Annotated in this window: 26 protein-coding genes; 18 read left to right on the plus strand and 8 right to left on the minus strand. The window is 58.6% G+C overall.

Translation table 11 applies throughout. From position 1 onward, the window contains the following. Positions 1–182 precede the first annotated feature (182 nt). Genes SIB38_RS05855 through SIB38_RS05865 form a run of 3 tightly spaced genes read left to right on the plus strand, consistent with a single transcriptional unit; the run spans position 183 to position 3,095 of the window. Entirely contained in the window at positions 183–1,136 is a 954-nt protein-coding gene (locus SIB38_RS05855) for an ABC transporter permease (protein WP_412551614.1), read from the plus strand. A gap of 13 nt (positions 1,137–1,149) precedes the next feature. Then, positions 1,150–2,361, plus strand: a complete 1,212-nt coding sequence (locus SIB38_RS05860) for an alanine racemase (RefSeq protein WP_294116098.1) — start codon at positions 1,150–1,152, stop codon at positions 2,359–2,361. Next, on the plus strand, positions 2,358–3,095 hold the full coding sequence (locus SIB38_RS05865) for an ATP-binding cassette domain-containing protein (RefSeq protein WP_294116100.1): 738 nt from the start codon (positions 2,358–2,360) through the stop codon (positions 3,093–3,095). Before SIB38_RS05860 ends, SIB38_RS05865 begins: the two co-directional genes overlap by 4 nt. 104 nt (positions 3,096–3,199) lie before the next feature. Here the strand turns inward: SIB38_RS05865 and map are convergent, their stop codons facing one another. Then, on the minus strand, positions 3,200–4,066 hold the full coding sequence (map, locus tag SIB38_RS05870; protein ID WP_294116102.1) for a type I methionyl aminopeptidase: 867 nt from the start codon (positions 4,064–4,066) through the stop codon (positions 3,200–3,202). An 83-nt stretch (positions 4,067–4,149) separates the two neighbouring features. Further along, the gene (sfsA, locus tag SIB38_RS05875) at positions 4,150–4,863 is read right to left on the minus strand and encodes a DNA/RNA nuclease SfsA (protein ID WP_294116103.1); all 714 of its coding nucleotides are present in this window, start codon (positions 4,861–4,863) and stop codon (positions 4,150–4,152) included. A 47-nt stretch (positions 4,864–4,910) separates the two neighbouring features. Here sfsA and SIB38_RS05880 point away from each other — a divergent pair, with 47 nt between their 5' ends. The 6 genes from SIB38_RS05880 (at position 4,911) to SIB38_RS05905 (ending at position 8,980) form a co-directional block, all read left to right on the plus strand. Next, positions 4,911–5,630: a competence/damage-inducible protein A gene (locus SIB38_RS05880; protein ID WP_294116104.1), complete on the plus strand. Its 720-nt coding sequence runs from the start codon at positions 4,911–4,913 to the stop codon at positions 5,628–5,630. Next, the gene (locus SIB38_RS05885; protein ID WP_294116105.1) at positions 5,627–6,358 is read left to right on the plus strand and encodes a GNAT family N-acetyltransferase; all 732 of its coding nucleotides are present in this window, start codon (positions 5,627–5,629) and stop codon (positions 6,356–6,358) included. Before SIB38_RS05880 ends, SIB38_RS05885 begins: the two co-directional genes overlap by 4 nt. A gap of 11 nt (positions 6,359–6,369) precedes the next feature. Continuing rightward, a complete protein-coding gene (locus SIB38_RS05890; protein WP_294116106.1) occupies positions 6,370–6,942 on the plus strand; it encodes a peroxidase-related enzyme in 573 nt (190 codons plus the stop codon). Further along, complete coding sequence (locus SIB38_RS05895) at positions 6,939–7,931, plus strand: OmpA family protein (protein WP_412551615.1); 993 nt, start codon at positions 6,939–6,941, stop codon at positions 7,929–7,931. The genes SIB38_RS05890 and SIB38_RS05895 overlap by 4 nt, the downstream gene beginning before the upstream one ends. Positions 7,932–7,999: 68 nt before the next feature. After that, positions 8,000–8,227, plus strand: coding sequence for a WGR domain-containing protein (locus tag SIB38_RS05900; RefSeq protein WP_294116109.1), 228 nt, complete (start codon positions 8,000–8,002; stop codon positions 8,225–8,227). A gap of 102 nt (positions 8,228–8,329) precedes the next feature. After that, entirely contained in the window at positions 8,330–8,980 is a 651-nt protein-coding gene (locus tag SIB38_RS05905) for a hypothetical protein (RefSeq protein ID WP_412551616.1), read from the plus strand. A gap of 95 nt (positions 8,981–9,075) precedes the next feature. Here SIB38_RS05905 and SIB38_RS05910 read toward each other — a convergent pair whose 3' ends face one another. Then, entirely contained in the window at positions 9,076–9,258 is a 183-nt protein-coding gene (locus SIB38_RS05910) for a zinc-finger domain-containing protein (RefSeq protein ID WP_294116111.1), read from the minus strand. Positions 9,259–9,387: 129 nt separating this feature from the next. Between SIB38_RS05910 and SIB38_RS05915 the strand changes: the two genes are divergently transcribed. Further along, positions 9,388–10,320, plus strand: a complete 933-nt coding sequence (locus SIB38_RS05915; protein WP_294116112.1) for an ABC transporter ATP-binding protein — start codon at positions 9,388–9,390, stop codon at positions 10,318–10,320. Positions 10,321–10,356: 36 nt separating this feature from the next. Here SIB38_RS05915 and dnaE read toward each other — a convergent pair whose 3' ends face one another. Both dnaE and SIB38_RS05925 read right to left on the minus strand, forming a co-directional pair. After that, entirely contained in the window at positions 10,357–13,875 is a 3,519-nt protein-coding gene (gene dnaE / locus SIB38_RS05920; RefSeq protein WP_294116113.1) for a DNA polymerase III subunit alpha, read from the minus strand. A 131-nt stretch (positions 13,876–14,006) separates the two neighbouring features. Continuing rightward, positions 14,007–14,201, minus strand: coding sequence for a SlyX family protein (locus tag SIB38_RS05925; protein WP_294116114.1), 195 nt, complete (start codon positions 14,199–14,201; stop codon positions 14,007–14,009). Positions 14,202–14,300: 99 nt separating this feature from the next. Between SIB38_RS05925 and SIB38_RS05930 the strand changes: the two genes are divergently transcribed. Both SIB38_RS05930 and SIB38_RS05935 read left to right on the plus strand, forming a co-directional pair. Next, positions 14,301–15,104 carry a crotonase/enoyl-CoA hydratase family protein gene (locus SIB38_RS05930; protein WP_412551617.1) on the plus strand — a complete coding sequence of 268 codons (804 nt, stop codon included), beginning with the start codon at positions 14,301–14,303 and terminating at the stop codon, positions 15,102–15,104. Positions 15,105–15,342: 238 nt separating this feature from the next. Beyond that, on the plus strand, positions 15,343–17,370 hold the full coding sequence (locus SIB38_RS05935; protein ID WP_294116116.1) for an NADPH-dependent 2,4-dienoyl-CoA reductase: 2,028 nt from the start codon (positions 15,343–15,345) through the stop codon (positions 17,368–17,370). Positions 17,371–17,496: 126 nt separating this feature from the next. On the opposite strand, the gene SIB38_RS05940 is transcribed toward SIB38_RS05935, so the two are convergent. Further along, complete coding sequence (locus SIB38_RS05940; RefSeq protein WP_294116117.1) at positions 17,497–18,402, minus strand: LysR family transcriptional regulator; 906 nt, start codon at positions 18,400–18,402, stop codon at positions 17,497–17,499. A gap of 152 nt (positions 18,403–18,554) precedes the next feature. Beyond that, positions 18,555–19,331 (minus strand): IclR family transcriptional regulator, encoded by a 777-nt coding sequence (locus tag SIB38_RS05945; RefSeq protein ID WP_294116119.1) that lies wholly within the window; start codon positions 19,329–19,331, stop codon positions 18,555–18,557. A gap of 129 nt (positions 19,332–19,460) precedes the next feature. Between SIB38_RS05945 and hisD the strand changes: the two genes are divergently transcribed. Beyond that, positions 19,461–20,771: a histidinol dehydrogenase gene (hisD, locus tag SIB38_RS05950; RefSeq protein ID WP_412551618.1), complete on the plus strand. Its 1,311-nt coding sequence runs from the start codon at positions 19,461–19,463 to the stop codon at positions 20,769–20,771. A gap of 17 nt (positions 20,772–20,788) precedes the next feature. Here hisD and cls read toward each other — a convergent pair whose 3' ends face one another. Beyond that, positions 20,789–22,195 carry a cardiolipin synthase gene (cls, locus tag SIB38_RS05955; RefSeq protein WP_294116121.1) on the minus strand — a complete coding sequence of 469 codons (1,407 nt, stop codon included), beginning with the start codon at positions 22,193–22,195 and terminating at the stop codon, positions 20,789–20,791. 308 nt (positions 22,196–22,503) lie between these two features. Between cls and rpsJ the strand changes: the two genes are divergently transcribed. The 5 genes from rpsJ to SIB38_RS05980 all read left to right on the plus strand — a co-directional run bounded on the left by rpsJ (position 22,504) and on the right by SIB38_RS05980 (position 25,259). Then, positions 22,504–22,812, plus strand: coding sequence for a 30S ribosomal protein S10 (gene rpsJ, locus SIB38_RS05960; RefSeq protein WP_044028221.1), 309 nt, complete (start codon positions 22,504–22,506; stop codon positions 22,810–22,812). Between the two features lie 12 nt (positions 22,813–22,824). Next, on the plus strand, positions 22,825–23,550 hold the full coding sequence (gene rplC / locus SIB38_RS05965; RefSeq protein WP_294116122.1) for a 50S ribosomal protein L3: 726 nt from the start codon (positions 22,825–22,827) through the stop codon (positions 23,548–23,550). After that, positions 23,547–24,164 (plus strand): 50S ribosomal protein L4, encoded by a 618-nt coding sequence (gene rplD / locus SIB38_RS05970; protein WP_294116123.1) that lies wholly within the window; start codon positions 23,547–23,549, stop codon positions 24,162–24,164. Before rplC ends, rplD begins: the two co-directional genes overlap by 4 nt. Beyond that, entirely contained in the window at positions 24,161–24,457 is a 297-nt protein-coding gene (locus SIB38_RS05975) for a 50S ribosomal protein L23 (protein ID WP_164644437.1), read from the plus strand. The genes rplD and SIB38_RS05975 overlap by 4 nt, the downstream gene beginning before the upstream one ends. 127 nt (positions 24,458–24,584) lie before the next feature. Continuing rightward, positions 24,585–25,259: a hypothetical protein gene (locus tag SIB38_RS05980; RefSeq protein WP_294116126.1), complete on the plus strand. Its 675-nt coding sequence runs from the start codon at positions 24,585–24,587 to the stop codon at positions 25,257–25,259. Positions 25,260–25,282 lie beyond the last annotated feature (23 nt).

Here is a 25,282-nt window from a genome sequence, read left to right on the forward strand (position 1 = left end):
AGGTGATCCCTTTTCACACTGGTCTGGCGGCAGGTCTCGCCTATCTCGTGGCCCCTGCGCGTATATGCGTGCATCGGCTGCTCCCCGACGTTCTCCTCCGGCGCGTACAACGGCCCTGCTTTGCTGCGGGATGTCGCTCTTGACGCGTCCGGTGTGGTAGCTCTTCTATCTGAAAGATCGACATGACCCGCGTCTCTTCTCGACTGCAAGGATTGGATTTCCAACAAGCGGTTGTCTACTTTGGCTTCCTTGCCATCTTCCTGTTTTTTGCGGTGACCCTCTATGACGATGGGTTCCTGACCCAGCGCAATCTCACCAACATCGTGCTGCAAACTGCGCCTGCCACTATCATGGCTGTGGGCTTGGTCTTTGCGCTCTCCGCTGGCGAAATTGACCTCAGCTTCGGCTCCATTGTGGCCGTCTCCGCGCTCTCTTGCGCGGTCGCCTTACAAAGCTTCCCCATGCCGGTTGGTGTCTTGGTGGGCTTGGGCGTTGGCGTTGCCATTGGCGCGTTTAACGGCGTCTTGGTGGCTTACCTCAAGCTGCCCTCGTTCCTTGTGACCCTCGCCACTATGGGGCTGTTTGCAGGCATCGCCCGCTCCATGACCAACCTGCGCTCCGTGCCGGTGATGAACGACACCTTCACCGGCCTGTTTGGCTCCGGCAAGCTGTTCTCTGTGCCATCTTTGGTGATCTGGACCTGCCTTGGCGTGGGCATCGGCCATCTGATCTACCGCCACACCCGTTTTGGTGCCCATGTGCTGGCTACCGGAGACAACCCACGTGCGGCGCAAGTGTCTGGCATCAAAGTGGCCCGCGTGCGGCTGTATGTGATGATGATCTGTGGCGGCTGCGCTGGTCTGGCAGGGCTGCTCTATGCAGGTCGGCTTCAAGCTGCCAAGTACACCCTTGGCGAAAGCGACCTGATGACTGTGATCGCCGCCGTGATTGTCGGCGGCACTGCGCTCAACGGCGGCAAAGGCTCGGTTGTGGGCGCGCTGTTGGGTTCGCTCCTGATGGGCATGCTCAACAACGGGCTGATCCTTATGAACCTCAAAGTTTCGGACCAAATGATTGTGCGTGGCTTGATCATCCTGATCGCTGTTGCCGTCTCGCTCCGCGACACCTCGCGTTAAGAAAGGACACCTCATGTTCCTGAAAACACTGATTGACCGAAACCCGCGCTTCATCGAGGCCGCCATGGCCTTGCACCAAGCCGGGGAAATTCCGCCCAACTCTTATGTGATCGACCTCGACCAAGTCGAAGCCAACGCACGGTTGTTCTCCGAAGAGGCCGCTAAATACGGCCTGAAAACCTTTGCCATGACCAAGCAGGTCTCCCGTCACTCCGGCTTTTGCGCCGCCGTGATGCGCGGCGGTATTGATCGCTCTGTTGCGGTCGACATGGACTGCGCCATCGCCTGCCACCGTGCCGGTTTGCGCACCGGCCATCTGGGCCATCTGGTGCAAGTGCCTCAGCGAGACGCAGGCTATGCCGCTGCGCATTTGAAGCCCGACTACTGGACTGTCTTCACCATGGACAAAGCCCGCGAAGCTGCCCAAGCAGCGTCCGAGGCTGGTCGCGTGCAAAACATCCTCGCGCGGATCCAGACCGGCGGCGACACCTTCTATCGCGGCCACGAAGGCGGCTTCGCTGCCGAAGACATTGTGAAAATCGCCGACGAGATCGACGCGCTCGACGGCGCACGCTTTGCCGGCATCACCACCTTCCCGGCTCTCCTGTTTGATCTCGACAGCAATTCGGTGAAACCCACACAAAACCTCGCCACACTGAGCGAAGCGCTGAAAGCCTTGGCCGACGCCGGTCGGACTGACATCGAAGTCAACGCACCAGGCACCAACTCCATGGCGCTCTTGCCTGCCCTGGCCGAGGCGGGCGCCACGCAGGTCGAACCCGGCAACGCACTGCACGGCACCACGCCTCTGCATGCGGTGAAGGATCTGCCTGAAGGTCCCGCTGTGTTGTACCTGAGCGAAGTGTCTCACCAGCACAAAGACGAAGCTTACTGCTTTGGTGGCGGTCTCTACATTGACCCGGTGTTCCCGGCCTACGACGTGCAGGCGTTGGTCTCCGCCACGCCGACTTCTGCGCCGGACGCGCTCTACAAGGTTGACATCCCTGAGTACAAAGCCATCGACTACTACGGCATGATCAACACCAAAGACCGCCCTGTACCCAACACCGGCGACACAGTGGTGTTTGGCTTCCGTGGTCAAAGCTTTGTCACCCGTGCCAATGCTGTCAGTGTCTCCGGCGTCGCGTCCGGCACGCCCAAAGTCACCAGCATCGAAAACATCTTTGGCCAGCCCGTCGACCGCCACGAGGGGTATTCCGCATGAGTGATCAAGAAGTACTTTCCCTCACCAACATCCACAAAGCCTTTGGCGGCGTGGTGGCCATCGAAGACTTTTCCCTGAACTTGAAAGCGGGTGAGGTGGTCGCGCTGGTGGGCGACAACGGCGCGGGCAAATCCACGCTGATCAAGATCATCTCAGGCGTTTACACACCTACATCTGGTGAAATTCTGCTGGATGGCGAGGCCGCTGACATCCGCGACGCCTCCGCCGCCCGCGCCAACGGCATCGAGGTGGTTTATCAGGATCTCGCGCTGGCGGATCAGCAACCGGTCTACATGAACATGTTCTTGGGGCGCGAGCTGACCAAAGGTCCGCTGAACCTGCTGGACAAGGCCCGCATGCGCCAGGAAACGCAGGACCTTGTGGACGAGCTCGACGTGCGCATCCCCTCGGCCAGCTCCACCATCAGCGATCTCTCCGGTGGTCAACGCCAAGGCATCGCCATCGCCCGCGCCACACACTGGGCTAGCAAACTGGTTTTGTTGGATGAACCCACGGCAGCGCTTGGGGTTGCGGAAACCGCACGGGTGGAGGCGCTGATCGAACAGCTGAAGGCCAAAGACCTCGCCATTCTCATCATCAGCCACAGTTTGGATCAGGTGTTCCGCCTGTCTGACCGCATCTGCGTCTTGCGGCGCGGCAAGCAAATTGGCGTGCGCGACACCAAATCCACCGACAAGAACGAGATTGTCTCAATGATCACGGGCGTCGCGTAAAGCGGCAAAAACCACCACTCATTTCCCATACCAGGGCGCTCCCGTGCCCTGGCACCTGTCCTCGGCCCCTATCAGGCTGAGGACTTTGTTTTTTGCAAGGAAGGTTACTTCCAGGTGGGGTGATACAGCCCCGCCTTGGAGAGCGTAAAGATATCCACGCCATCTGCGGTCACGCCCACGGAATGCTCAAACTGCGCCGACAAGGATTTGTCGCGCGTCACCGCTGTCCAATCATCCGCCAGCACTTTGGTTTCCGGACGGCCCATGTTCAGCATCGGCTCAATGGTGAAGAACATGCCTTCTTCCAGCACTGGCCCGCTGCCCGCGCGGCCATAGTGCAGCACGTTGGGCGGCGAGTGAAACACTCGGCCCAGACCGTGGCCGCAGAAGTCGCGCACAACGGACATGCGCTGGCGTTCCGCATAGGTCTGGATCGCATAACCGATGTCGCCAAAGGTGTTGCCCGGTTTGACCGCCTCAATGCCCAGCATTAGCGCATCATGGGTCACCTGAATGAGCTTCTTGGCAAATCCCTTAGGCTTGCCCGCCACATACATACGGCTGGTGTCGCCATACCAACCATCAACCACCACGGTCACGTCGATGTTCAGAATATCCCCATCATGCAGCTTGTCGTCTTCGCGCATCGGGTCTTCCTTGCGCGCGCTGGTCTCTTTGTTCCACTTCGGGATCGGGCTGCCGGGAATACCATGGCAGACCACATGGTTCACACTGATACAGCTTGCATGCTGATAGCCGCGATAGCCAATGGTGGCCGAGGTCGCGCCAGCGGCATTGACCTGCGCTTCGATCAGCCGGTCCAACTCCGCAGTGGTTTGACCGGGAAACACGTGCTCTGCGATGTCATCCAGAATCTGCGACGCCAAAGCCCCGGCCTTGTGCATGCCGGCATGATCCTCTGGCGAATAGAGGTCGATGCTGTCGCGTGTTTTGCGGCGTTTGCCGATCATTTGGAGTGCTCCGTCACGTAAGGTTTGCGGCTATGTAAGCGCAATTTCTTAAAACTTCTAGGGCTTAGGCACACCACCTTCTGTCACGCACCGTCAAAGGAAAAGGGCAGGGGGCGGCCGATGGTGATCTCCGTTGGCGAAATGTCACAGCCGTAGGCCAGCACCTTCACGCCCGCCGCTTGGGCGCGCCTGAACGTCTCGGCATAGGTCGGGTCAATGTCCGGAGCCAAGGTGACACGTGTTGCATCTGTGCGCTGCACCAGATAGAGCATCATCGCGTCATGCCCTTCGGCGATCATCGCCATCAGCTCTTCGAGGTGCTTTGCACCCCGCGCGGTCACACTGTCCGGAAACTCCGAAACGCCATCTGCGCGACTCAATGTCACCGACTTCACTTCCAAATAGAGGTCCTTGCGCCCTTCGCCAGACAGCAGGAAATCAATCCGGCTGTTGCTACCGTATTTCACCTCTGGCCGCACGGTTTCATAGTCTGCCAGTTCCGGTATCTCATGCGCCAACAACGCGGCTTTCAAAGCGCGATTGGGAACCGAGGTATCGACCCCAGTGAAATGCCCGTTCTCATGTTCCACCAACCGCCAGCCGTATTTCAGCTTCTTTTTGGGATCATCGTTGGGTTCCAGCCAGACTTTGATGCCCTCATCCTTCAACCCCATCATCGAGCCGGGATTGGCACAATGCGCGGTCACTTCGCGCCCATCTTCTAGGCGAACATCTGCGAGGAACCGCTTGTAGCGGCGAAGTAGCACGGCGGGAACGAGAGGGGTTTGAAAGCGCATGGCACAGGCCTATACCTGCGGTGAGTGACTGACAAGGACATGAGACCATGGCAAACCCAACCGCAGCCATGCTGGTGATTGGCGATGAAATTCTTTCCGGCCGCACCCGCGATGCCAATATGCATTTCTTGGCTGGGGAATTGACCAAACATGGCATCGACCTGACCGAGGTGCGTGTGGTTTCTGATAATGCTCCGGCGATTGTCACAGCGGTGAAGCAACTTTCAGGTGCCTACGAGCACGTCTTCACCTCCGGCGGCATTGGCCCAACCCATGATGACATCACCGCCGACTGCATTGCCGAGGCTTTTGATAAACATATCGACGTGCGCGCCGACGCCGCCGCGCTGTTGCAGGCGCACTACGACAACGCCGGGCAGGAGTTCAACGAAGCGCGCAAGCGCATGGCCCGCATCCCGGACGATGCCACGCTGATCGACAACCCCGTGTCTGTCGCGCCGGGCTTCCGGCTGGAAAACGTCTACGTCATGGCAGGGGTGCCATCGGTATTCCAAGCCATGGTGGCCAGCGTTCTGCCAACCCTGACGGGTGGCGCGCCTCTGCTGAGCCAAACTCTGCGGATAGAGCGCGGCGAAGGTGACATCGCGGGCCCGCTGGCAGATCTCGCAACCGAGTTCTCCGACCTTTCCATCGGCTCCTACCCCTATCAACGCAACGGGGCTTATGGCTCCAACATCGTTATTCGCGGCACCGACGGTGCGCGGATCGATGCGGCGATCACCAAACTCTCCGGCCTCTTCGCATGACCTCTAACGTCTCGGCGCACACCCTCTATGACGTGATCGACGGCACCTGGCCTGCCGCCGCGACCCATAGTTGCGGGTGTTTCACCCTGCGCGACGGTCAGGGCGGTGGCAAACGGGTCTCTGCCGCCACGTTAAGCGGCGACCTTGTGCTGGACGACATCGCCGCGGCTGAGGCAGGCATGCGTGCCCTCAACCAACAACCGCTTTTTCAAATCCGTGAAGGTGACGCGGAGCTGGACGCCGCTCTGGAGGCGCGCGGGTATGAGATCGTCGATCCCGTGACCATGTACGTCATCCCGGCCAAGGACCTCGCGACTGAACGCCCGCCGCGCACTGCAGCCATCCCTGCATGGGAGCCGCTGCAGATCATGAAAGAAATCTGGGCGCAGGGCGGCATGGACCTCGTCCGTTTGAACGTCATGGGCCGCGCCCCTATGCCCAAAACCGGCTTTGTGTCCCGCTGGCAGGACAAGCCCGCGGGCGCATCTTTCCTTGGCCTGCACAACGGCATCGGCATGGTGCACGCGCTGGAAATCCTGCCGTTCCAACGCCGTCAGGGCGTCGCCCGCTTCTTGATGCAACGTGCCGCCTTCTGGACGCTAGAGAACGGCGGAACCCACCTGTCGGTCATTTGTGTCACTTCGAACGCAGCGGCAAATCGGCTGTACTCTTCCCTCGGTATGACCGTTGTGGGAGAGTACCACTACCGGTGCAAACCCACCGATTAAGGGAGGCCAACGTGGCAGATACAAGCAAACCAACCGCGCTTAACATTCCAATGATGGACCCGCTTCCGCCGGAGACCCAGCGCTACTTTGACATCTGCCAGGAAAAGCTTGGCATGGTGCCCAATGTGCTCAAGGCCTACGCCATCCATGCCGACAAGCTGAACGCCTTCACCGCGCTCTACAACGACCTCATGCTGGGCGACAGCGGCCTCACGAAACTGGAGCGCGAGATGATCGCCGTGGTGGTCAGCGCGATCAACAAATGTTTCTACTGCCTCGTCGCCCATGGCGCCGCCGTGCGTCAACTCTCCGGCGATCCGGCGCTGGGCGAGATGATGGTGATGAACTGGCGCGTGGCCGATCTGGACGCCCGCCAATACGTCATGCTGGCCTTTGCCGAGAAAATGACCACCGCCTCTGCAACCATCGAAGAGACCGACCGCCAGGGCCTGCGCGATGTGGGCTTCACCGATCAAGACATCTGGGACATCGCCAATGTGGCTGGCTTCTACAACATGTCCAACCGCGTTGCCTCCGCCACCGCCATGCAACCCAACGCAGAGTACCACGCACTCGCAAGATGAAATCCGGCACGCTCATAACCTGGCTCCTCCTGTGCCCAGCCGCCAGCTGGGCCTTTGAGCCGCGTTTTGAAACGCCGGGGCAGCTTTTGGGCGAAGACATTCAGCCGCAAAACGTGTTGTCTCTCGCGCTGTCACCAGCAACCGATGGCACGGTGCCAACCATTCCCGTGGCTGGCACTCTGCGCAAACGCAGCTGGCGCTTCTCCAGCGGCTTTCCCGGCACCGGCAGCGTCAATGCCGCGCTTGCGGCCCAATTGCTGGACGACGGATACGACCTGATTCTGTCCTGTGACGCTGCAGGCTGTGGCGGGTTCGACTTCCGCTTTGGCATTGACGTGCTCCTGCCGCCGCAGATGTTTGTCGACCTCTCCGACTACTTCTACCTCTCCGCCCGCCGCGAAACCGACCAAGGCCCCGAAGCTGTCGCCGCCCTTGTCAGCCGCACCGCTCAAGCTGGAATGGTTCAGCTCTACGACATCCGGCCGGACAGCGTTCCTGCGCCGGAGCCCACCGAACCCAGCGCGCCGTTCGATCCGCCCAAAGTCGAAGAGCAGACGCAGCCCGCCGTCGTGCCGGAGGTGACCACAGCTGTCACCGCTCCAGAAACTGCCACCGACATTGCCAAAACCCTGGCCCAATCCGGCCATGTGGTTCTCAGCGATCTGTCCTTTGAAACCGGCGCGTCCAGATTGGCCGACACGGAGTTTGCCTCGCTCGCCGCCTTGGCCGCGTTCCTTAAAGCGGATCCCAACCGCCGCATCGCGCTTGTCGGCCACACCGACAGCAAAGGCTCGCTGGCGGCCAACACCAGCCTTTCGCAAAAACGCGCCTCCGCCGTGCGCAACCGGCTAATCAACACCCACGGCGTGCCGAGAGCGCAGGTCGAAGCCCAAGGCGCAGGCTACCTCGCCCCCATTGCCACAAACCTCACCGAGGAAGGCCGCACGCGCAATCGTCGGGTTGAGGCGGTGCTGCTGTCTGGCAGCTAACGGCTGACGCAGAGTCGCCCGCACACAAGACCATTGCACCCGATTCGCCGCTGCAATAGGCTGATCCCATGGCCATCTGCATCCTGTACAAACCTGCCAAACGCACACGCCCCCGCTACTACCGCGTGGAAATTGCCATGAACCTGTTTGAAGAGGTCTCTGTCCTGCGCGAATGGGGCGTCGCCGGTGGCAAGGGGCGCAGCATGGTGCGCATCTTCAGCAACCTGCGCGACGCATCCTTGGCCGCGGATCAATACCGCCACGGCGCCCAAAAACGCGGGTATGCGCGGGGGTAGAACTCCACGTTTAAGTCTCCAACCATTTCCTCAAAGTATGCGGATTCCGGGCTCTCTCAGACTTGCTGGCTGCGAATCCGTTAATTAGTGAGCATCCAAAAAATGTCGTATCGAACTTATATCGCGGCAAGCCGCGCCGCTTATGTTGCGGGGATTGAAGCGGGCATCGCGCCCCAAGAGCTTCGGGCTCATACAGGTGTGATGGGGGAGGCCTTTGTGGCCGACTATCTGGGTGTAAAGCTGACGCCTGAGAATAATCAGCGCGGTTTCGATCTGGTTGATAAGAATGGCCTCCGAGTTTCAGTCAAAACAATTACAACGAGTACTGGTGCTGGTCTCAACGAGAACACCATTGATCTTGTTGATCGAGTGATTGTCGTTTGGATCGATACACACGAGGACGAGTTGGACCTTACGGTCGTTTACGACAAGAGCGTTGAGGCGTTTCTTGCCGACGCGGCCGCGCCTTATCGTGGGGTTTTGAGGCTTGGCAAAGGAGTGATGACGTTTCCGCAACGCGCTCAGACTGCCAGTAAGTTTGAAGTCGGCGAAGTCGAAGATACATTTGAAGATGGAGATGTCGTTATTCGAAAACACACAACAGGCTCATTCACCGCCCTAGTCAAAGGGGAACCGCAACCTGCCCGCCAATACCTTTTGGAAATACGGGATCGGATGAATCTGCCCGATAAGAGCACAAACACAACGCGTTCGCTTGGTGCACAGGTCTTTGGAAGTAAGTCGCGTTCATAGGCACCAGTCTGCTGCGTTTATTGATAGTAGCCCCCCAAACAAAAAAAACCGCCCCACCGGACGGTCTCCTCAATCTCGTAAAAACCTAACAACCCTTAGGCCACCTTGTCTTTGAAATCCTCGTGGATGAACTTGCAGTCACAATAGGGGCATTCCACCCAGCCATGCTCGTTCGGGATTTGCAGATACACGCGCGGGTGGCCCATCGCCCCCTCACCGCCGTCACAAGACACTCGGTAGCTTTCCACAATCTTGGTTTCTGGGGCTTCAATCGTCATCTGCGATGTCCTTCATGGCTTCGGAGAGGTTCTCCGATGGCGGTGTTTTCTGGCGGCTGCGGTTGAGCTTCACGTCCGCTTTGGTTAGGGCAAATAATAGGCATTGCGCGGCGGGGAGCAAGAGTGGCCATGACCAACAACGCGATTGAAATCCGTGGGTTGCAAAAGACCTACAAAGGGGGGCGCGGCGCGCCTGCCAAACACGCGCTCAAAGGCGTGGATTTGACCGTGCCCGCTGGCAAGATTTTTGGCCTGCTTGGCCCCAATGGCGCGGGCAAATCCACCATGATCAACATCATGGCCGGTCTGGTGACCAAATCCTCCGGCACGGTGAAAATCTGGGGGTTTGATCAGGACGAAAACCCGCGCCAATCCCGCGCGGCCATTGGCGTGATGCCACAAGAGCTCAATCTCGATCCGTTCTTCACGCCCCGCGCGGCGCTGGAAGTGCAGGCCGGTCTCTACGGCGTGCCCAAACATCAGCGTCAGAGCGACGAAATCCTGCGCATGGTGGGCCTGTCGGACAAAGCGGAGGCCTACGCCCGCACACTTTCCGGCGGGATGCGGCGTCGTCTCTTGTTGGGCAAAGCGCTGGTGCACCACCCGCAGGTGCTGGTGCTCGATGAACCCACCGCAGGCGTCGATATCGAGTTGCGCCAGATGCTCTGGTCCAACATTCGCCGCCTCAATGAAGAGCGCGGCCTGACCGTGATCCTGACCACCCATTATCTCGAAGAGGCCGAGGAGATGTGTGACGAGATCGCCATCATCAACCACGGCGAAGTTGTTGCACGCGACAGCACTTCTAACCTGCTGGGACAGGTGGACAGCAAATGTATGGTGATTGATCCGGTGGCCCCGGTGGAAACCCTGCCAACTGCGCCCGGCATCGAAGTCACCCGTCGCGGAGACGGCCGCATCGCGCTGACCTATCAAGCGCGCGAAACCTCTGCCGAAGATGTGCTTGGCGCGGTCCGCGCCGCTGGCATCGCCATCGCCGACGTGAAAACCGAACAGGCGGACCTGGAAGACGTCTTTTTGCAGCTCACCAAATCGGCCTAAGCCAAGCGGGTAGGGCGGCCGCACACCGTCCCGGCCTTAGATTTCTTCCACCGCCATCACGCCCTCAACCGACTTGAGCGCGCTTTTGATCTGCGGGTTCACCGGGAAGCCCGCGCCCGCATCGATTTCCACCTCGCCGGGCAGTTCCATGTTGGTCAGGCAAAACCAGATCGGCCCTTTGGGCATGTTCTTCATGGTCTCTTTCGCGCCCTCAAGGATGTTGGCCACTGGCCCCACCGCGCTGGCGTCATCGAGGTAGATCTTTAGCCCCGAGTTGCCCGCATCCGCGACAATGGTCTCCACCGGCGTCATGCTCTGCGCCAGCAGCTTCAACTGATCACTCTCCATCTCGGCCTTCACGGTCACCACCACCTTGGAGCCGGTCTCTAGGTGTTCGCGGCATTTCTCCAACGTGTCCGAGAAGATCGTGACCTCATAGGCCCCGGTTGGGTCGCTGAGCTGCGCAAAGGCAAAGCGATTGCCCCGCGCCGACTTTCGCTCTTGTCGCCCAGACACCCGCCCGGCGAGCTTGGCCACACACGGCCCGCCCCGCGCCTTGTCGGTCAACTCATCCAGCGTCATCACGTTCTTACGTTTGAGCGGGGCCATGAAGTCTTCAAGCGGGTGGCCCGACAAGAAGAAGCCAATCGCCTTGGCCTCTTCATCGAGCCGCTCCGCCTGCAACCAATCCCCTGCCGGTGACAAACGCGGCTCCGGCAAATCATCCCCCGCCTCGCCAAACAGCGACACCTGATTGGAGCTCTTCTGCTCATGGATCGCGGCGGAGTAATTCACCAGCCCATCCAGGCTTTCCATCACCCGCCGCCGGTTGTTGTCGAGCTGATCAAACGCGCCGGACCGCGCGAGCATCTCCAAAGGCCGCTTGCCAACCTTCTTCAAATCCACCCGGCGGGCAAAATCAAACAGCGTCGCAAACGGCTTGTCCACGCCATCCACCTTGCGCCCCTCGGTCACCAGCTTCATCGCCTCAAGGCCGACGTTCTTCAACGCCCCCAGCGCATAGACCAGCGCGCCGTCGACCACCTTAAACGTCGCATCCGAGCGGTTTACACAGGGCGGCACATAAGGCAGTTTCAGCGCCTTTTTCACTTCTTCAAAATACACCGCCAGCTTGTCCGTCAGGTGAATATCGCAGTTCATGACGCCCGCCATAAACTCCACCGGATGGTTCGCCTTCAGCCACGCGGTCTGGTAACTCACCACCGCATAGGCTGCCGCGTGCGATTTGTTAAAGCCGTAGTTCGCAAACTTCTCCAGAAGGTCAAACACCTCCGAAGCTTTCTTCGCCGGCACGCCGTTCTCCGCCGCGCCTTTCTCAAACTTCGGACGCTCCGCGTCCATCGCTTCCTTGATCTTCTTACCCATCGCCCGGCGCAACAGGTCCGCGCCGCCAAGCGAATAGCCCGCCATGACCTGCGCAATCTGCATCACCTGTTCCTGATACACGATGATGCCCTGGGTCTCTTCCAGAATGTGGTCAATCAACGGGTGCACGGACTCAATCTCGCGCAGCCCGTTTTTCACCTCACAATAGACCGGGATGTTCTCCATCGGACCCGGACGATAGAGCGCCACAAGTGCAACGATATCCTCGATACAAGTCGGCTTCATACGCTTCAGCGCATCCATCATGCCGGTGGATTCCACCTGGAACACCGCCACGGTTTTGGCCGCTGAGTAGAGCTTGTAGGTCGGCTCATCATCTAGCGGGATGGCGTTGATCTGGTTCTCCGCACCGTCGGCTGGCTTATAGAGTTCGGTCCCATCTGCGGCCACATGCAACGGCCGCCCCGAGCTGTGGATCTGCTCAATCGCGTTTTGAATAACCGTCAGGGTTTTGAGACCCAAGAAGTCGAACTTCACCAGGCCGGCCTGTTCCACCCATTTCATGTTGAATTGGGTCGCCGGCATGTCAGAGCGCGGATCTTGGTAGAGCGGCACCAAGGCATCCAAAGGCCGGTCGCCAATCACAACCCCCGCCGCGTGGGTCGATGCGTTCCGCAACAGCCCCTCAACCTGTTGCCCATAGGTCAGCAGCCGGTCCACCACCTCTTCGTTTTTGGCCTCTTCGCGCAGGCGTGGCTCTTCTTTCAAAGAGTCTGCGATGGACATCGGCTTCACGCCTTCCACCGGGATCAGCTTGGAGAGCCGGTCCACCTGACCATAAGGCATCTGCAACACCCGCCCGATGTCGCGCACCGCCGCCTTGGACAAGAGCGCACCAAAGGTGATGATCTGCCCCACCTTGTCGCGCCCATATTTCTCCTGCACGTATTTGATCACCTCTTCGCGGCGATCCATGCAGAAGTCGATGTCAAAGTCCGGCATCGAAACCCGTTCCGGGTTCAAGAAGCGTTCAAACAGCAGAGAGTAGCGCAGCGGATCAAGGTCGGTGATGGTCAGCGCATAGGCCACCAGCGAGCCCGCACCAGACCCTCGCCCAGGCCCCACCGGAATGTTGTGGTCCTTGCCCCATTGGATAAAGTCCGCAACGATCAGGAAGTAGCCGGGGAACCCCATGCCCTCAATGATGCCCAGCTCAAAATCCAGCCGTTCCTGATATTCTTCGACTGACACGGCGTGTGGGATTACCGCCAGACGGGCCTGCAAGCCTTCGTTGGCAATCCGGCGCAGTTCCGCAACCTCATCATCGGCAAACTTCGGCAGGATGGGGTCGCGCAAATAGGTGGCAAAGGCACAGCGTTTGGCAATCTCGACCGTGTTCTCAATCGCTTCAGGCAGATCCGCAAACAGCGTGATCATCTCTTCCTGCGATTTGAAATAGTGCTGTGGAGTCAGACGGCGGCGCCCGTCCTGTTGATCGACATAGGCCCCTTCGGAAATACAGATCAGCGCGTCATGCGCCTCATACATGTCCGACGTAGGGAAATAGACGTCATTGGTCGCGACCAGAGGCAGATCCATGGCGTAGGCCATCTCGATAAACCCGCGCTCTGTCAGCCGCTCCGCCTCCGGTGCGCCGTTTTCGCCGGGATGGCGTTGCAGCTCCACATACAGCCGGTCGCCAAAAATCTCCTTGAGCCGCGTCATCATCGCTTGGGCGGCGGCATGTTGACCGTCGCGCATCATGCGGCCCATTGGCCCATCCGGCCCCCCGGTCAAACAGATCAACCCAGCAGAGCGCTCCGCCAGTTCTTCCATCGTCACTTGCGGCAGCTGCCCGTCATTGTCCACATAGAGACAGGACGACAGTTTCATCAGGTTCTCATAGCCTTCTTCACGCTGCGACAGCAGCACGATGGGCGCAGGCTTTGGCGGTGCGGTCCGTCCTGACGGATCATCATGCGGCATATGCATGTCGACCTGACAGCCCACAATCGGCTGAATGCCCGCGCCCTGCGCGGTGACAGAGAACTCCAACGCAGCAAACAAGCTGTTGGTGTCGGTGATCGCCACCGCTGGCATGCCCATGTCGGCACACATGCCGGGCAGCTTTTTACAGCGCACCGCCCCTTCGAGTAGGGAGTATTCGGTGTGGGTGCGGAGGTGGATGAATCGAGGCGCGTTGGTCATCCGCCAAAACTATCTCAGCCCCGGATGATAGGAAACTGCCCTCGGCTTCATTTGGCCAAAAATATCCCGGGGGAACACCGCCCACGGAGTCAGGGGTGGCGTGCCTTTGTCCTACGGCTAAACGGCTGCCTTTAGTAGTGCGGCGGCCGTTCGTCGCCCATGACAACCCCGCCGCTGCCATCTTGTTCCCGAGTGGCTTCCCGCTCCATCAGCATCTGAACACGGCGGGTCAAAAGCGCAATCTCGGTGTCCTGGCGGGCCACAACGTCACTCAACTCCTCGACAGTGCGAGTGAGATGGGCAATCTTTTCTTCAAGCTGTTCCATAGCTGCGGCATAGGCTGTGACCCTTTGTGGGTCAAGCGACGCCGCGTTTTTCTTGCCTGTTTCTGGTGGGACGCAACAGTGGACAAAGGGAGGTAAGTCATGACTGTTTTGGTACAGACCAGAGGTCGGGTGCGCATCATCAGCATCAATCGCCCGGAGGTTCGCAACGCCGTGAACCCGGATACCGCCGCCGCGCTGTATGAGGCTTTTCTGACCTTCGAGGCGGATGACGGCGTTGATGTTGCTATCTTGACCGGTGGGCAAACGGCTTTCTGCGCTGGGTTTGATTTGAAGGCTGCGGCTGGCGATCTTGGGGCTGACTGGCAAAATACCATCGCTATTCCCGACGATTGGCAGGACGCCCAGGATCAGCCCATTCCAGGCCCGATGGGGCCATCCCGCCTGATGTTGTCCAAGCCGGTGATCGCAGCGGTCGAAGGTCATGCCGTGGCCGGTGGGCTGGAGTTAGCCGCATGGTGCGACATGCGCGTGGCGTCAGAGGCGGCGGTGTTTGGCGTGTTCTGCCGCCGGTGGGGCGTGCCGTTGATTGATGGCGGCACTGTGCGGTTGCCGCGCATTCTGGGGCAGGGCCGCGCCAACGATCTCATCCTCACTGGGCGTCCTGTGTCTGGTGAGGAGGCCCATCACATTGGATTGGTGGATCGACTCTGTCCAGAAGGTCATGCGCTAGAAGAAGCTTTGGTTTTGGCGGAAAGCCTGACGCGCTTTCCGCAAGCTTGCATGCGCGCGGATTTTCTTTCGGCGCGTCCAAGTGGCACGAATTTGGCGCAGGCGCTGCGACGGGAATGGGCCTCGTTTGAAGCTTTTGCCACCGAAGGCCAAAAAGGCGCGGCGCGCTTTGCGGCGGGCAAAGGTCGAGGCGGCGGGTTTTCAGACATCTGACCTGAGCCGCAACAACAGCGCACCTTGTGGTAAGATGTGGCCGGGACACAAGCACCCGCACCACCGCAAAACAGTCGTGATACCGACGTAATACCGACGTCGAAATGGGAGGTTAACACGCCAGAACCGACGCAACGGCAAGGCCAAGTTGCGCGCCGTTTGACGCCGCGTCGGGCGTGACAAAGGCACTGCTTTACGTTTTGGTCAACTTAAATGACGAGGCACCTTGGAGGCACCTATGACCCAGTACCCGCACATGCTCGCCCCGCTTGATCTGGGCTTTACCACCTTGAAAAACCGCGTCCTTATGGGCTCGATGCACACCGGCCTGGAGGAAACCAAAGACTGGAACCGCGTGGCAGAATTCTACGGCGAACGCGCCCGCGGCGGCGTTGGCCTGATCGTCACCGGCGGCATGGCCCCAAGCCGCGAAGGTGGCGTCTTCCCCGGTGCGGCAGGCCTCTTCACCGACGAAGACATCGCCAACCACAAAATCGTAACCGACCGCGTCCACGCCAGCGGCGGCAAGATTGCAATGCAGATCTTGCACGCCGGTCGCTACGCTTATGGGCCGGAGTGTGTCTCTGCCTCTCCGGTGAAATCTCCGATCTCACCTTTCCCGCCAAAAGAACTGGATGAAGAGGGAATTGAGAAGCAAATTCAGGACTTTGTCACCGCCACAACCCGCGCACGTGAAGCCGGCTATGACGGCGTGGAGATTATGGGGTCCGAGGGCTATTTCCTCAACCAGTTCATCGTCACCCACGTGAACAAACGCACGGATCGCTGGGGCGGCTCCTACGAAAACCGCATCCGCCTGCCCATCGAAGTGGTGCGCCGCTGCCGCGAGGCTGTGGGCGAGGACTTCATCATCATCTACCGCTTGTCGATGATTGATCTGGTGCCCAATGGCTCCACCCACGAAGAGGTGGTGCAGCTCGCACAAGAGATTGAAAAAGCGGGCGCAACCATCATCAACACCGGCATCGGTTGGCACGAGGCGCGTATTCCGACCATCGCCACCTCGGTCCCGCGCCGCGCCTTTGCCTGGGTGACCAAGAAGTTGATGGGCAAGGTGAGCATCCCGGTGATCACCTCCAACCGCATCAACACGCCAGAAGTGGCTGAAGAGGTTTTGGCCGAGGGCTGTGCCGACATGGTCTCCATGGCGCGGCCGTTTTTGGCGGATGCCGGTTTTGTTAACAAAGCCGCTGAGGGCAAGTCCAACCAGATCGCGCCTTGCATTGGTTGTAACCAAGCTTGCTTGGATCACACCTTTGGCGGCAAGCTCACCTCTTGTTTGGTGAACCCGCGCGCCTGCCATGAAACCGAATTGGCCATTCCGACCTCTGAAACCGTAAAGAAAATTGCCGTTGTTGGGGCGGGACCAGCGGGTCTCTCTGCGGCCATGACCGCAGCACAGCGCGGCCACAAGGTCACTCTGATTGATCGTGCTGACAAACTGGGCGGGCAGCTCAACGTTGCTAAACAAATCCCAGGCAAAGAGGAGTTCTGGGGCTTGGTCGACTGGTATGAGGCAATGATCGCCGAGCTAGACATTGAGGTTCAACTCAACACCGAAGCCACAGCCAACACTTTGGCAGGCTACGACGATGTTATCATCGCAACTGGCATTGTGCCACGTGATCCCGGCATCCCGGGGCAGGATCGCCCCGAAGTGCTGTCCTACCTTGATGTCCTGCGCGACAAGAAGCCCGTTGGCAAAAAAGTCGCCGTTGTTGGTGCGGGCGGCATCGGTTTTGATGTGTCTGAATTCCTTGTGCACGAAGGTGCAAGCCTGACAGAAAACCTGCCGGAGTGGATGGTGGAGTGGGGCGTCACTGACCCTGCTGAGCACCGTGGCGGTCTCGCACCAGAAGGCCCGCAGCCGCATCCTGCGGCGCGTCAGGTTACGTTGATGCAGCGGAAGGCCAAAGCGCTGGGCAAAGGTCTGGGCAAAACCACCGGCTGGATTCACCGCGCGGCGTTAAAAATGAAAAACGTCGAGATGCTGGGCGGCGTGAACTATGAGAAAATTGACGACGACGGCCTGCACATTTCCTTTGGCGAAGCGCGGGACAATCCACGGGTGCTGGATGTGGACAATGTGGTGATCTGCGCTGGCCAGGTTAGCGACCGCTCTCTGGCAGACGCGCTGGAAGCCGAAGGCGTGACTTGCCACGTGATCGGTGGTGCAGATGTGGCGGCAGAGCTGGACGCCAAACGCGCCATCAACCAGGGCACCCGCCTTGCGGCCACGCTGTAAGTCAGACGCGATAGAAAACACGAAGGGCGCCATCGGCGCCCTTTTCCCTAGCCACAAAAAAAGAAGGCCCGGACAGTTTTGCCGGGCCAAGGTGCTTTCATAGAAAGCCAGGGGAAAATTCGAATATTACCAGTCAGTCGGTCCTTTTTCAGCAAAGGCATGGACCAGGAAGTCGATGAAGGCGCGGACCTTCGGCTGGGTGAAACGACCGGGTGGGTACACGGCATAGATGCCTTGTGTCTCCACCGGCAGGTCCGGAATGGCCTCTTCCACCAGTCCTTGCTCCATCGCATCCGCGTAGAGGAAGCTTGGCAGGTAAGCGATGCCCAGGCCGGCCTGAGCCGCGTTCAGCAAGGATTGTCCGTCGTTCACCGACAGCCAGCCCGCGGTGCGCACCTGGCGCTTCTCGCCGGATGGTGCGGTCAGCTTCCACACCGCGCCATTGGATTGGCTGGAGTAATGTAGCAGCTTGTGGTGGTTCAGATCGTCAATCTTCTCCGGGCGGCCGTATTTCTCAAAATAGGCCGGAGAGGCGATCATGCGTTTGGTGGTCTCGGTCAGCTTGCGGGCCCGCAAAGTGCTGTCTTCCAACTCGCCAATGCGAATGGCCATATCAAAGCCTTCGGAGATCAGCTCTACATAGCGGTTGTTCAGCACCATGTTGACGGTGATGTCCGGGAACTCGCTCAAGAAATCGCCCAACACAGGCGAGAGGTGGTTCACCCCAAAATCCGTGGCCACAGAGATGCGCAGCAAGCCCGAAGGCGCCGATTGCATCGAGGTCACAAGCGCATCCGCTTCGCCCGCGTCGTTCAGAACGCGACGGGCGCGGTCATAATAGGCCAAGCCAATTTCGGTTGGCGAAACACGCCGCGTCGTGCGGTTCAGCAAACGTGCGCCCAGGCGTGCCTCAAGTGAGGACACATGTTTGGAAACGGCAGATTTGGAGATGCCCATCTTCTTTGCGGCATCTGTAAATCCACCCTGATCCACCACAGTGGCGAATGCTTCCATTTCGGTCAGGCGATCCATGTTTCGATCCTCTAATGTCTTCCTTGGGGACAAGATATGCTGGTGAAATCGGGCAGGAAGAGGGCAGATGCCGGACAATGTTGCGGTTTTGATGGGATCGTTTTTGTCTTGGAAACGGGGAAACGATGCGTTTCTCAGGGCTGCGCATCTGACTAATGCGCGTCGTTCGGCTCAAAAAGCGCATCGCCAAGCCGTCGCGCCGACTCCTGCAGAAAGCCAACCTGCGCTATTGCATCTGTCAATGTCATGCGCGGCGTTGGTCCGTGATAGGCAAGCGCTGCAATGAATCGCCCGCGTGCATCCTTGACCGGTACGGCAATGGCGACCATGCCGTCCATGAACTCTTCGCGGTCTAGTGCAAAACCGTCCCGCGCTATTTGCGCCAACTCTGACAAAAGACTGTCCGCTGTCAAATGTGTGGCCTCTGTGCGCGGTTCCAAAGTCAGGGACGCCACCATTTTCCTTCGCGCGGTTGGCCCCAGGCTCGCCAGGAAGCACTTGCCGCTGGCTGAGCAGTGAAACGGCACTTCGGTGCCCACAGGCAGTTGGATGCGAAATGCCCAATCGGTTTCCACCCGATCCAGATAGCGCATACCGGTGTCTTCCGGCACCACATAGTTCACGCTCTCGCCGACGGTCTGAGACACGGTTTTGAGAATTTGGTGGCGGAAAATGTGGTCTCGCGAATTGTGAAGCAGCCCCGCGCCCATCTCTCGCAGGCGTCTTGCGACCTGGTACTTTCTTGAGGTGCCGCGCCGCACCACAAAGCCGTTGTCCTCCAGCGTGGCACACAACCGGTGCACGGTCTGTTTTGGCAATTGTAATGATTCATTGATTTCTGTGGCGGTCATTGCCCGATCACTTTTCCCGAGGATCTCTAAGATCAACAGGGTGCGCAGGTTGGTCGGGATACGCTCGGAGGTTGCCATGTCTGTATGTCCGCAAAATTTGTATTGGAGCTGGTTTGAAAACACTGTAGCCTCAATTTTGGCAAAAAAACAGGACATCTAGTCTCATTTTTTGGCATTTTGCGATTTTTAAAAATGCGAGGTGAGAAAATGCGGACATATCTTAAGAAGGCACTGCTGAAACCGGAAACGGAAGCGGCGGACATTCAGCAAGCGGTAGCAACCATCTTGGCCGATATCGAACGCGGGGGAGATGCGGAGGCGCTGGCCTATGCGGCCAAGTTTGACCGATATCCTGGCCCAACGCGCGTGACGGATGAGATGATTGCGCAGGCCGCCGCGCAGGTGCCGCAGAAGCTAAAAGACGACATCCAATTTGCCCATGACAACGTGCGCCGTTTTGCCGAATTGCAAAAGGCCACGGTGCAGGATTTTGAGGCCGAACTTCTGCCAGGGTTTGTTACAGGCCAGAAGTCCATCCCAGTGGATGCCGCTGGCTGTTACATTCCCGGTGGCCGCTACAGCCATATTTCCAGCGCCATCATGACGGCTACCACCGCCAAAGTCGCCGGCTGTCAGCACATCACAGCGTGTTCGCCGCCGCATCCGGACACCGGCGTTGCACCCGCCATCCTCAATGCGGCGCATGTGAGTGGCGCGGATCAAATCCTTGCCATGGGCGGCGTGCAGGCCATCGCGGCCATGACCTTTGGTCTGTTTGGTCTGCCCAAAGCGCACATTCTGGTCGGGCCGGGCAACCAATATGTTGCAGAGGCGAAGCGTCAGCTGTTTGGGCGGGTCGGCATTGATATGGTGGCTGGCCCAACCGACAGCTTGATCCTCGCGGATGCCACAGCGGATCCGCATATAGTGGCCACCGATTTGGTGAGCCAGGCGGAGCACGGCTACAACTCCCCGGTCTGGTTGGTCACCAACTGCAAGGTGCTTGCCGAGGCCGTTCTGGACGCGGTCCCCAAACTGATCACAGCCCTCCCGGAGCTCAACCGCATCAATGCCGAAGCCGCATGGCGCGACTATGCTGAGGTCATTTTGTGTGACACCCGCGAAGACATGGTGGCAACGTCAGATGAATATGCCCCAGAGCACCTCACCGTTCAGGCCGCCGATCCCGAATGGTGGCTATCCTCGTTGACGTCGTACGGCTCTTTGTTTCTGGGGGAAGAAACCACCGTTTCCTATGGGGACAAGGCCGCTGGCACCAATCATGTGCTGCCCACATCCCGCGCGGCGCATTATACGGGCGGCCTGTCGGTGCATAAGTACATGAAGGTCGTGACGTGGCAGAGGGCCACGCGCGAGGGTTCCAAAGCGGTGGCGCAAGCCACAGCGCGCATTTCTCGTCTGGAAGGTATGGAAGGCCATGCCCGCGCAGCAGATGCGCGGCTTGCCAAGTACTTTCCTCAGGAGACTTTCGACTTAACTGCCAGCGATCGCCCGTAGTGGGGGGAGCTTTTCGCTTAGAGCAGCGGAGAAAACAAACGTGTAATGGGCGCGCCAATCTGGATGTGCAGCGGTTGCTCACTTAGGGTTTTGTCCAGGAGGAAAGACTTGGCAAAGTCGGTCTTGAACATGTCTTCCAGGTCGTCAGCTGCACGCGCATCAAACATAACAGCCATGGTTTCGAAATTTAGAACAAACGAGCGGTTGTCCATGTTTGTCGTTCCCACCGCCGCGAGGCTGTTATCTACCAAAACGGCCTTCTGGTGCATGAACCCATCTGTAAAGCGCCAGATTTGTGCACCGGCTTCACGCACTTCGTCAAAATAGGCAAAGGCAGCGAGCCAAACTGTTTTGTGGTCAATATTGTCTGGCACGAGAATCCGCACGTCGATGCCCTTGAGAGCCGCATGTTTGATCGCAGTCAGCACATGTACATCAGGCACAAAGTAAGGCGACGCGATCCAGACTCTTTCCTTGGCGTTTGCCAAAGCAGAGAAGAAGAACATCGCCCCGGTTTCCAATTTGTCACCAGGTCCGGTTGGCACAATTAGGCCCGCCATATCCTCATCGGCTCGACCGCTTTGCCAATTCAGATCAGTAAGTAGATTTTCCTCGGTGGTCCAATGCCAGTCCTCGGCAAAAATCAACTGGAGCTGACTGACCACCGGCCCTTTTAGCCGCACGTGCGTGTCCCGCCAGTTGCCAAACTTCGGGTTTAACCCGAGATACTCGTCCCCTACATTAAGCCCACCGGTGAAGGCCGTGGTGCCATCAATCACAACCGTCTTGCGGTGGTTGCGGAAGTTCAGTTGAAAGCGGTTTTTGGGAACACGCATTTGCGACGGCTCAACAATCTGAGCGCCGACATCGCGCAGGGCTTGCCGGTATTCATGCCCGAGTTTGTGGCTCCCCACCGGATCATACAGCACACGTACAGTGACGCCGCGCTCCGCTGCCGCGATCAGGTGCCGCTGCAGGCGCTTGCCAAGTCCATCGCCATGAATGATGTAGAACTGAACAAGCACATAGGTTTGCGCGCTATCAATGGCGGCAAAGATCGCATCAAACGTCTCTTCGCCGTCAATCAAAAGCTCCATGGCGTTGCCACGTGCGACGGGTAGATCGGAAATCGCTTCAAGTGCTTTGGTCGGGAAAGTCGAGGGGACTTCCGGCTTCAGGGCTTCACTGACTTCCTGGATGCGCTCGATGATTTCCTCGCTGTCTCGTCGACCGGTCACATAGTGCTCAAATTTGTGGTGCCCTAAAAACAGATAGGCGGGCACGGCGATATAGGGGGCTGCGATCAGGAAAACGACCCAGCCTACCGAGCCTTGCGAGGTGCGAGAATACTTTACGGCACGCCAGGCCATCACCAGCGCGGTCAGCTCCAAAAGGACAAAACAGACAGCCAGAAATGTGGCCATAAAGGTCTCCTATATAGTAGGGCAGTCGCTGACCTGAGTGTCGTCTCCAAAAGCCTAGCGTACAGGCCTTGGTTGCGCCAACCGCGTTTTCACTTGTGTGCAGGACCAAGCAAGACAGCAAAAGGCAACTGGCCCAAAACGCAAATACTTCGGCAAAACGCTTGCCAGCCTTCCAAATGGGCTGTAGAGGGCGCGGGTTCCTTACTGGAATCTTGAGGCGGGGTGATTCCCGCCTTTTGGGTTCGATGAGGGTTTGCGATGGTCGCGGATCCTCCTCTCAACTCCAACGCCTAAAAAAGGCTGACGAAATGCAAAGTCAAAACATTCGCATTCGGCTGAAGGCTTTTGATTACCGTGTGCTGGACGCAAGCACTCAGGAAATCGTGAACACTGCAAAGCGCACCGGCGCGCAGGTTCGTGGCCCGATCCCACTTCCCAACAAGATTGAGAAGTTCACCGTTCTGCGTGGTCCACACGTAGACAAGAAATCCCGCGATCAGTTCGAGATCCGTACGCACAAGCGTCTTCTCGACATCGTAGATCCGACCCCGCAGACCGTAGACGCGCTGATGAAGCTCGATCTGGCGGCCGGCGTGGACGTACAGATCTCTGTTTAAGGAGTTTATCTGATGCGTTCCGGTATTATCGCAAAGAAAGTGGGCATGACCCGCTTGTTCATGGAAGACGGCAAGCAGATCCCTGTGACCGTTCTTTCCCTCGACGGCCTGCAGGTTGTTGCTCAGCGCACCGAAGAGAAAGACGGCTACACCGCCGTTCAGCTCGGCGCTGGCACTGCAAAAGCCAAGCGTACCTCCAAAGCCATGCGTGGCCACTTCGCAGCAGCGAAAGTGGAACCAAAGCGCAAGCTGGTTGAGTTCCGCGTTCCAGCAGACGGCCTGATCGAAGTGGGCGCGGAAATCTCCGCAGAGCACTTCCTAGAAGGTCAGAAAGTGGACGTTGCGGGCACCTCCATCGGTAAAGGTTTTGCCGGTGCGATGAAGCGCCACAACTTCGGCGGTCTGCGCGCAACACACGGTGTTTCGATCAGCCACCGTTCCCACGGCTCCACTGGTCAATGTCAGGATCCCGGTAAGGTTTTCAAAGGCAAGAAAATGGCCGGCCACATGGGTGCCGTACGTGTGACCACACAGAACCTGGAAGTTGTCAAAACTGACGCCGACCGTGGTCTTCTGTTCATCAAAGGTGCCGTACCTGGCTCCAAAGGTGGTTGGGTCTCCGTGAAGGACGCCGTGAAGAAGAAAGCTCCTGAAGGTCTGCCTTTCCCGGCAGCCGTAAAAGCAGCAGCGACCGAAGCTCCGGCTGAAGAAGCACCTGCGGAAGGTGGTGAAGCATGAAACTTGACGTGATCAAACTCGACGGCTCCAAAGCCGGTTCGGTTGAACTGTCCGAAGATCTGTTCGGTCAGGAACCACGTGCGGACATCCTGCACCGTGTGGTCCGTTGGCAGCGTAACAACGCACAGGCCGGCACCCACAAGGTAAAGACCCGTTCCGAAACTTCCTACTCCACCAAAAAGATCTATCGCCAAAAAGGCACCGGCGGCGCACGCCACGGTGACCGTAACGCGCCGATCTTCCGCGGTGGTGGCATCTACAAAGGTCCAGTTGTCCGTTCCCACGGCCACGACCTGCCAAAGAAGTTCCGTAAGCTGGGTCTGAAGCACGCGCTGTCCGCGAAAGCGAAAGCAGGCGAGCTGGTTGTGATCGAAGACGCCGCATCCGAAGGCAAGACCGCCGCTCTGGCCAAACAGGTGAAGAACCTGGGCTGGAAACGTGCTCTGGTCATCGACGGTGCCGAGGTCAACGAAGGCTTCCTGAAAGCATCGCGCAACATCGAAGGTCTGGACATCCTGCCAACGATGGGTGCGAACGTTTATGACATCCTCAAGCGTGACACCCTGGTGATCACCAAAGCGGGGATCGAAGCACTGGAGGCTCGACTGAAATGAGCGCTAAGGCAGAACACTACGATGTGATCCGCGCGCCGGTCATCACCGAGAAATCCACCATGGCGTCTGAGAACGGCGCAGTGGTTTTCGAAGTGGCGATCGACAGCAACAAACCACAGATCAAAGAAGCCGTTGAAGCTCTCTTTGGTGTGAAGGTCAAAGCGGTCAACACCACCATCACCAAGGGTAAAGTCAAACGTTTCCGCGGCCAGCTTGGCAAGCGTAAAGACGTGAAAAAGGCTTACGTGACCTTGGAAGAAGGCAACACGATCGACGTGTCCACCGGACTCTAAGATCCGCCTAAAAATTAGGGGCCGTCCGAGAAATCGGGCGGCCTCTTTCTTTTTGTGTTGAGATTTTTGCCCATCTGACTAGGTGTGGGGTAGTGTAGGTCATATTTTAAACCTTCAGGACAATACCGTGTATTCTCACACAATTTCATTTCGCGACGATGAGACATCGCGCACCAACGATCAACGAACTTTTCTGATCTTCGGGGTCAATCGCGGGGGTACAACAGCCACGGCCGGCGCGCTGCGTCGCCTGGGGGTTTTTCTCGGAGATGACATCGGTGGCAATCTTGAAGACAAGCTGTTTCGCAAGCGCCTCGGGCTGGACGCCATTCGCGCGACCGTTGCTAATCGCAATGCGAGCCATGACGTCTGGGGGTGGAAACACCCGCATCCGCATCAGTACATTGACGATCTTTTGCCGGATTTGCGCAATCCGCGCTTGATCCTTGTGACGCGGGATTTGACCGCCAACGCGGCTGGCGTGACCTCCTGGGACCGCGAAGATGTGGATAAGGCGCTGGCGATGTACTTGAGGCAGACCCAGAAAAACGCGGACCTGATCCGCCGGGTCGACTGCCCGGTTTTGTTGGTGAGCTATGAGAAACTCCTGATAAGGTCGGATCTCGTACTGCGCGATATGGCGCATTTCTGCGGCCTGACTCCGTCCTCTTCGGCATTTGCCCATGCGGTCGACTTCATCCAGCCCGGGTCTTATCAGCACGGCGAGGCTCAAGATTTGACGCTTGCCGAAAAACTGCGCCATCGCGGTAGCCGGATCAAAAGGGCGATCCTACGGCGTTAGGTTGCATCGCGGTGTTCCGCCGG

It is taken from the genome of Shimia sp. MIT910701, from assembly GCF_047126315.1.
Lineage (GTDB): Bacteria > Pseudomonadota > Alphaproteobacteria > Rhodobacterales > Rhodobacteraceae > Shimia.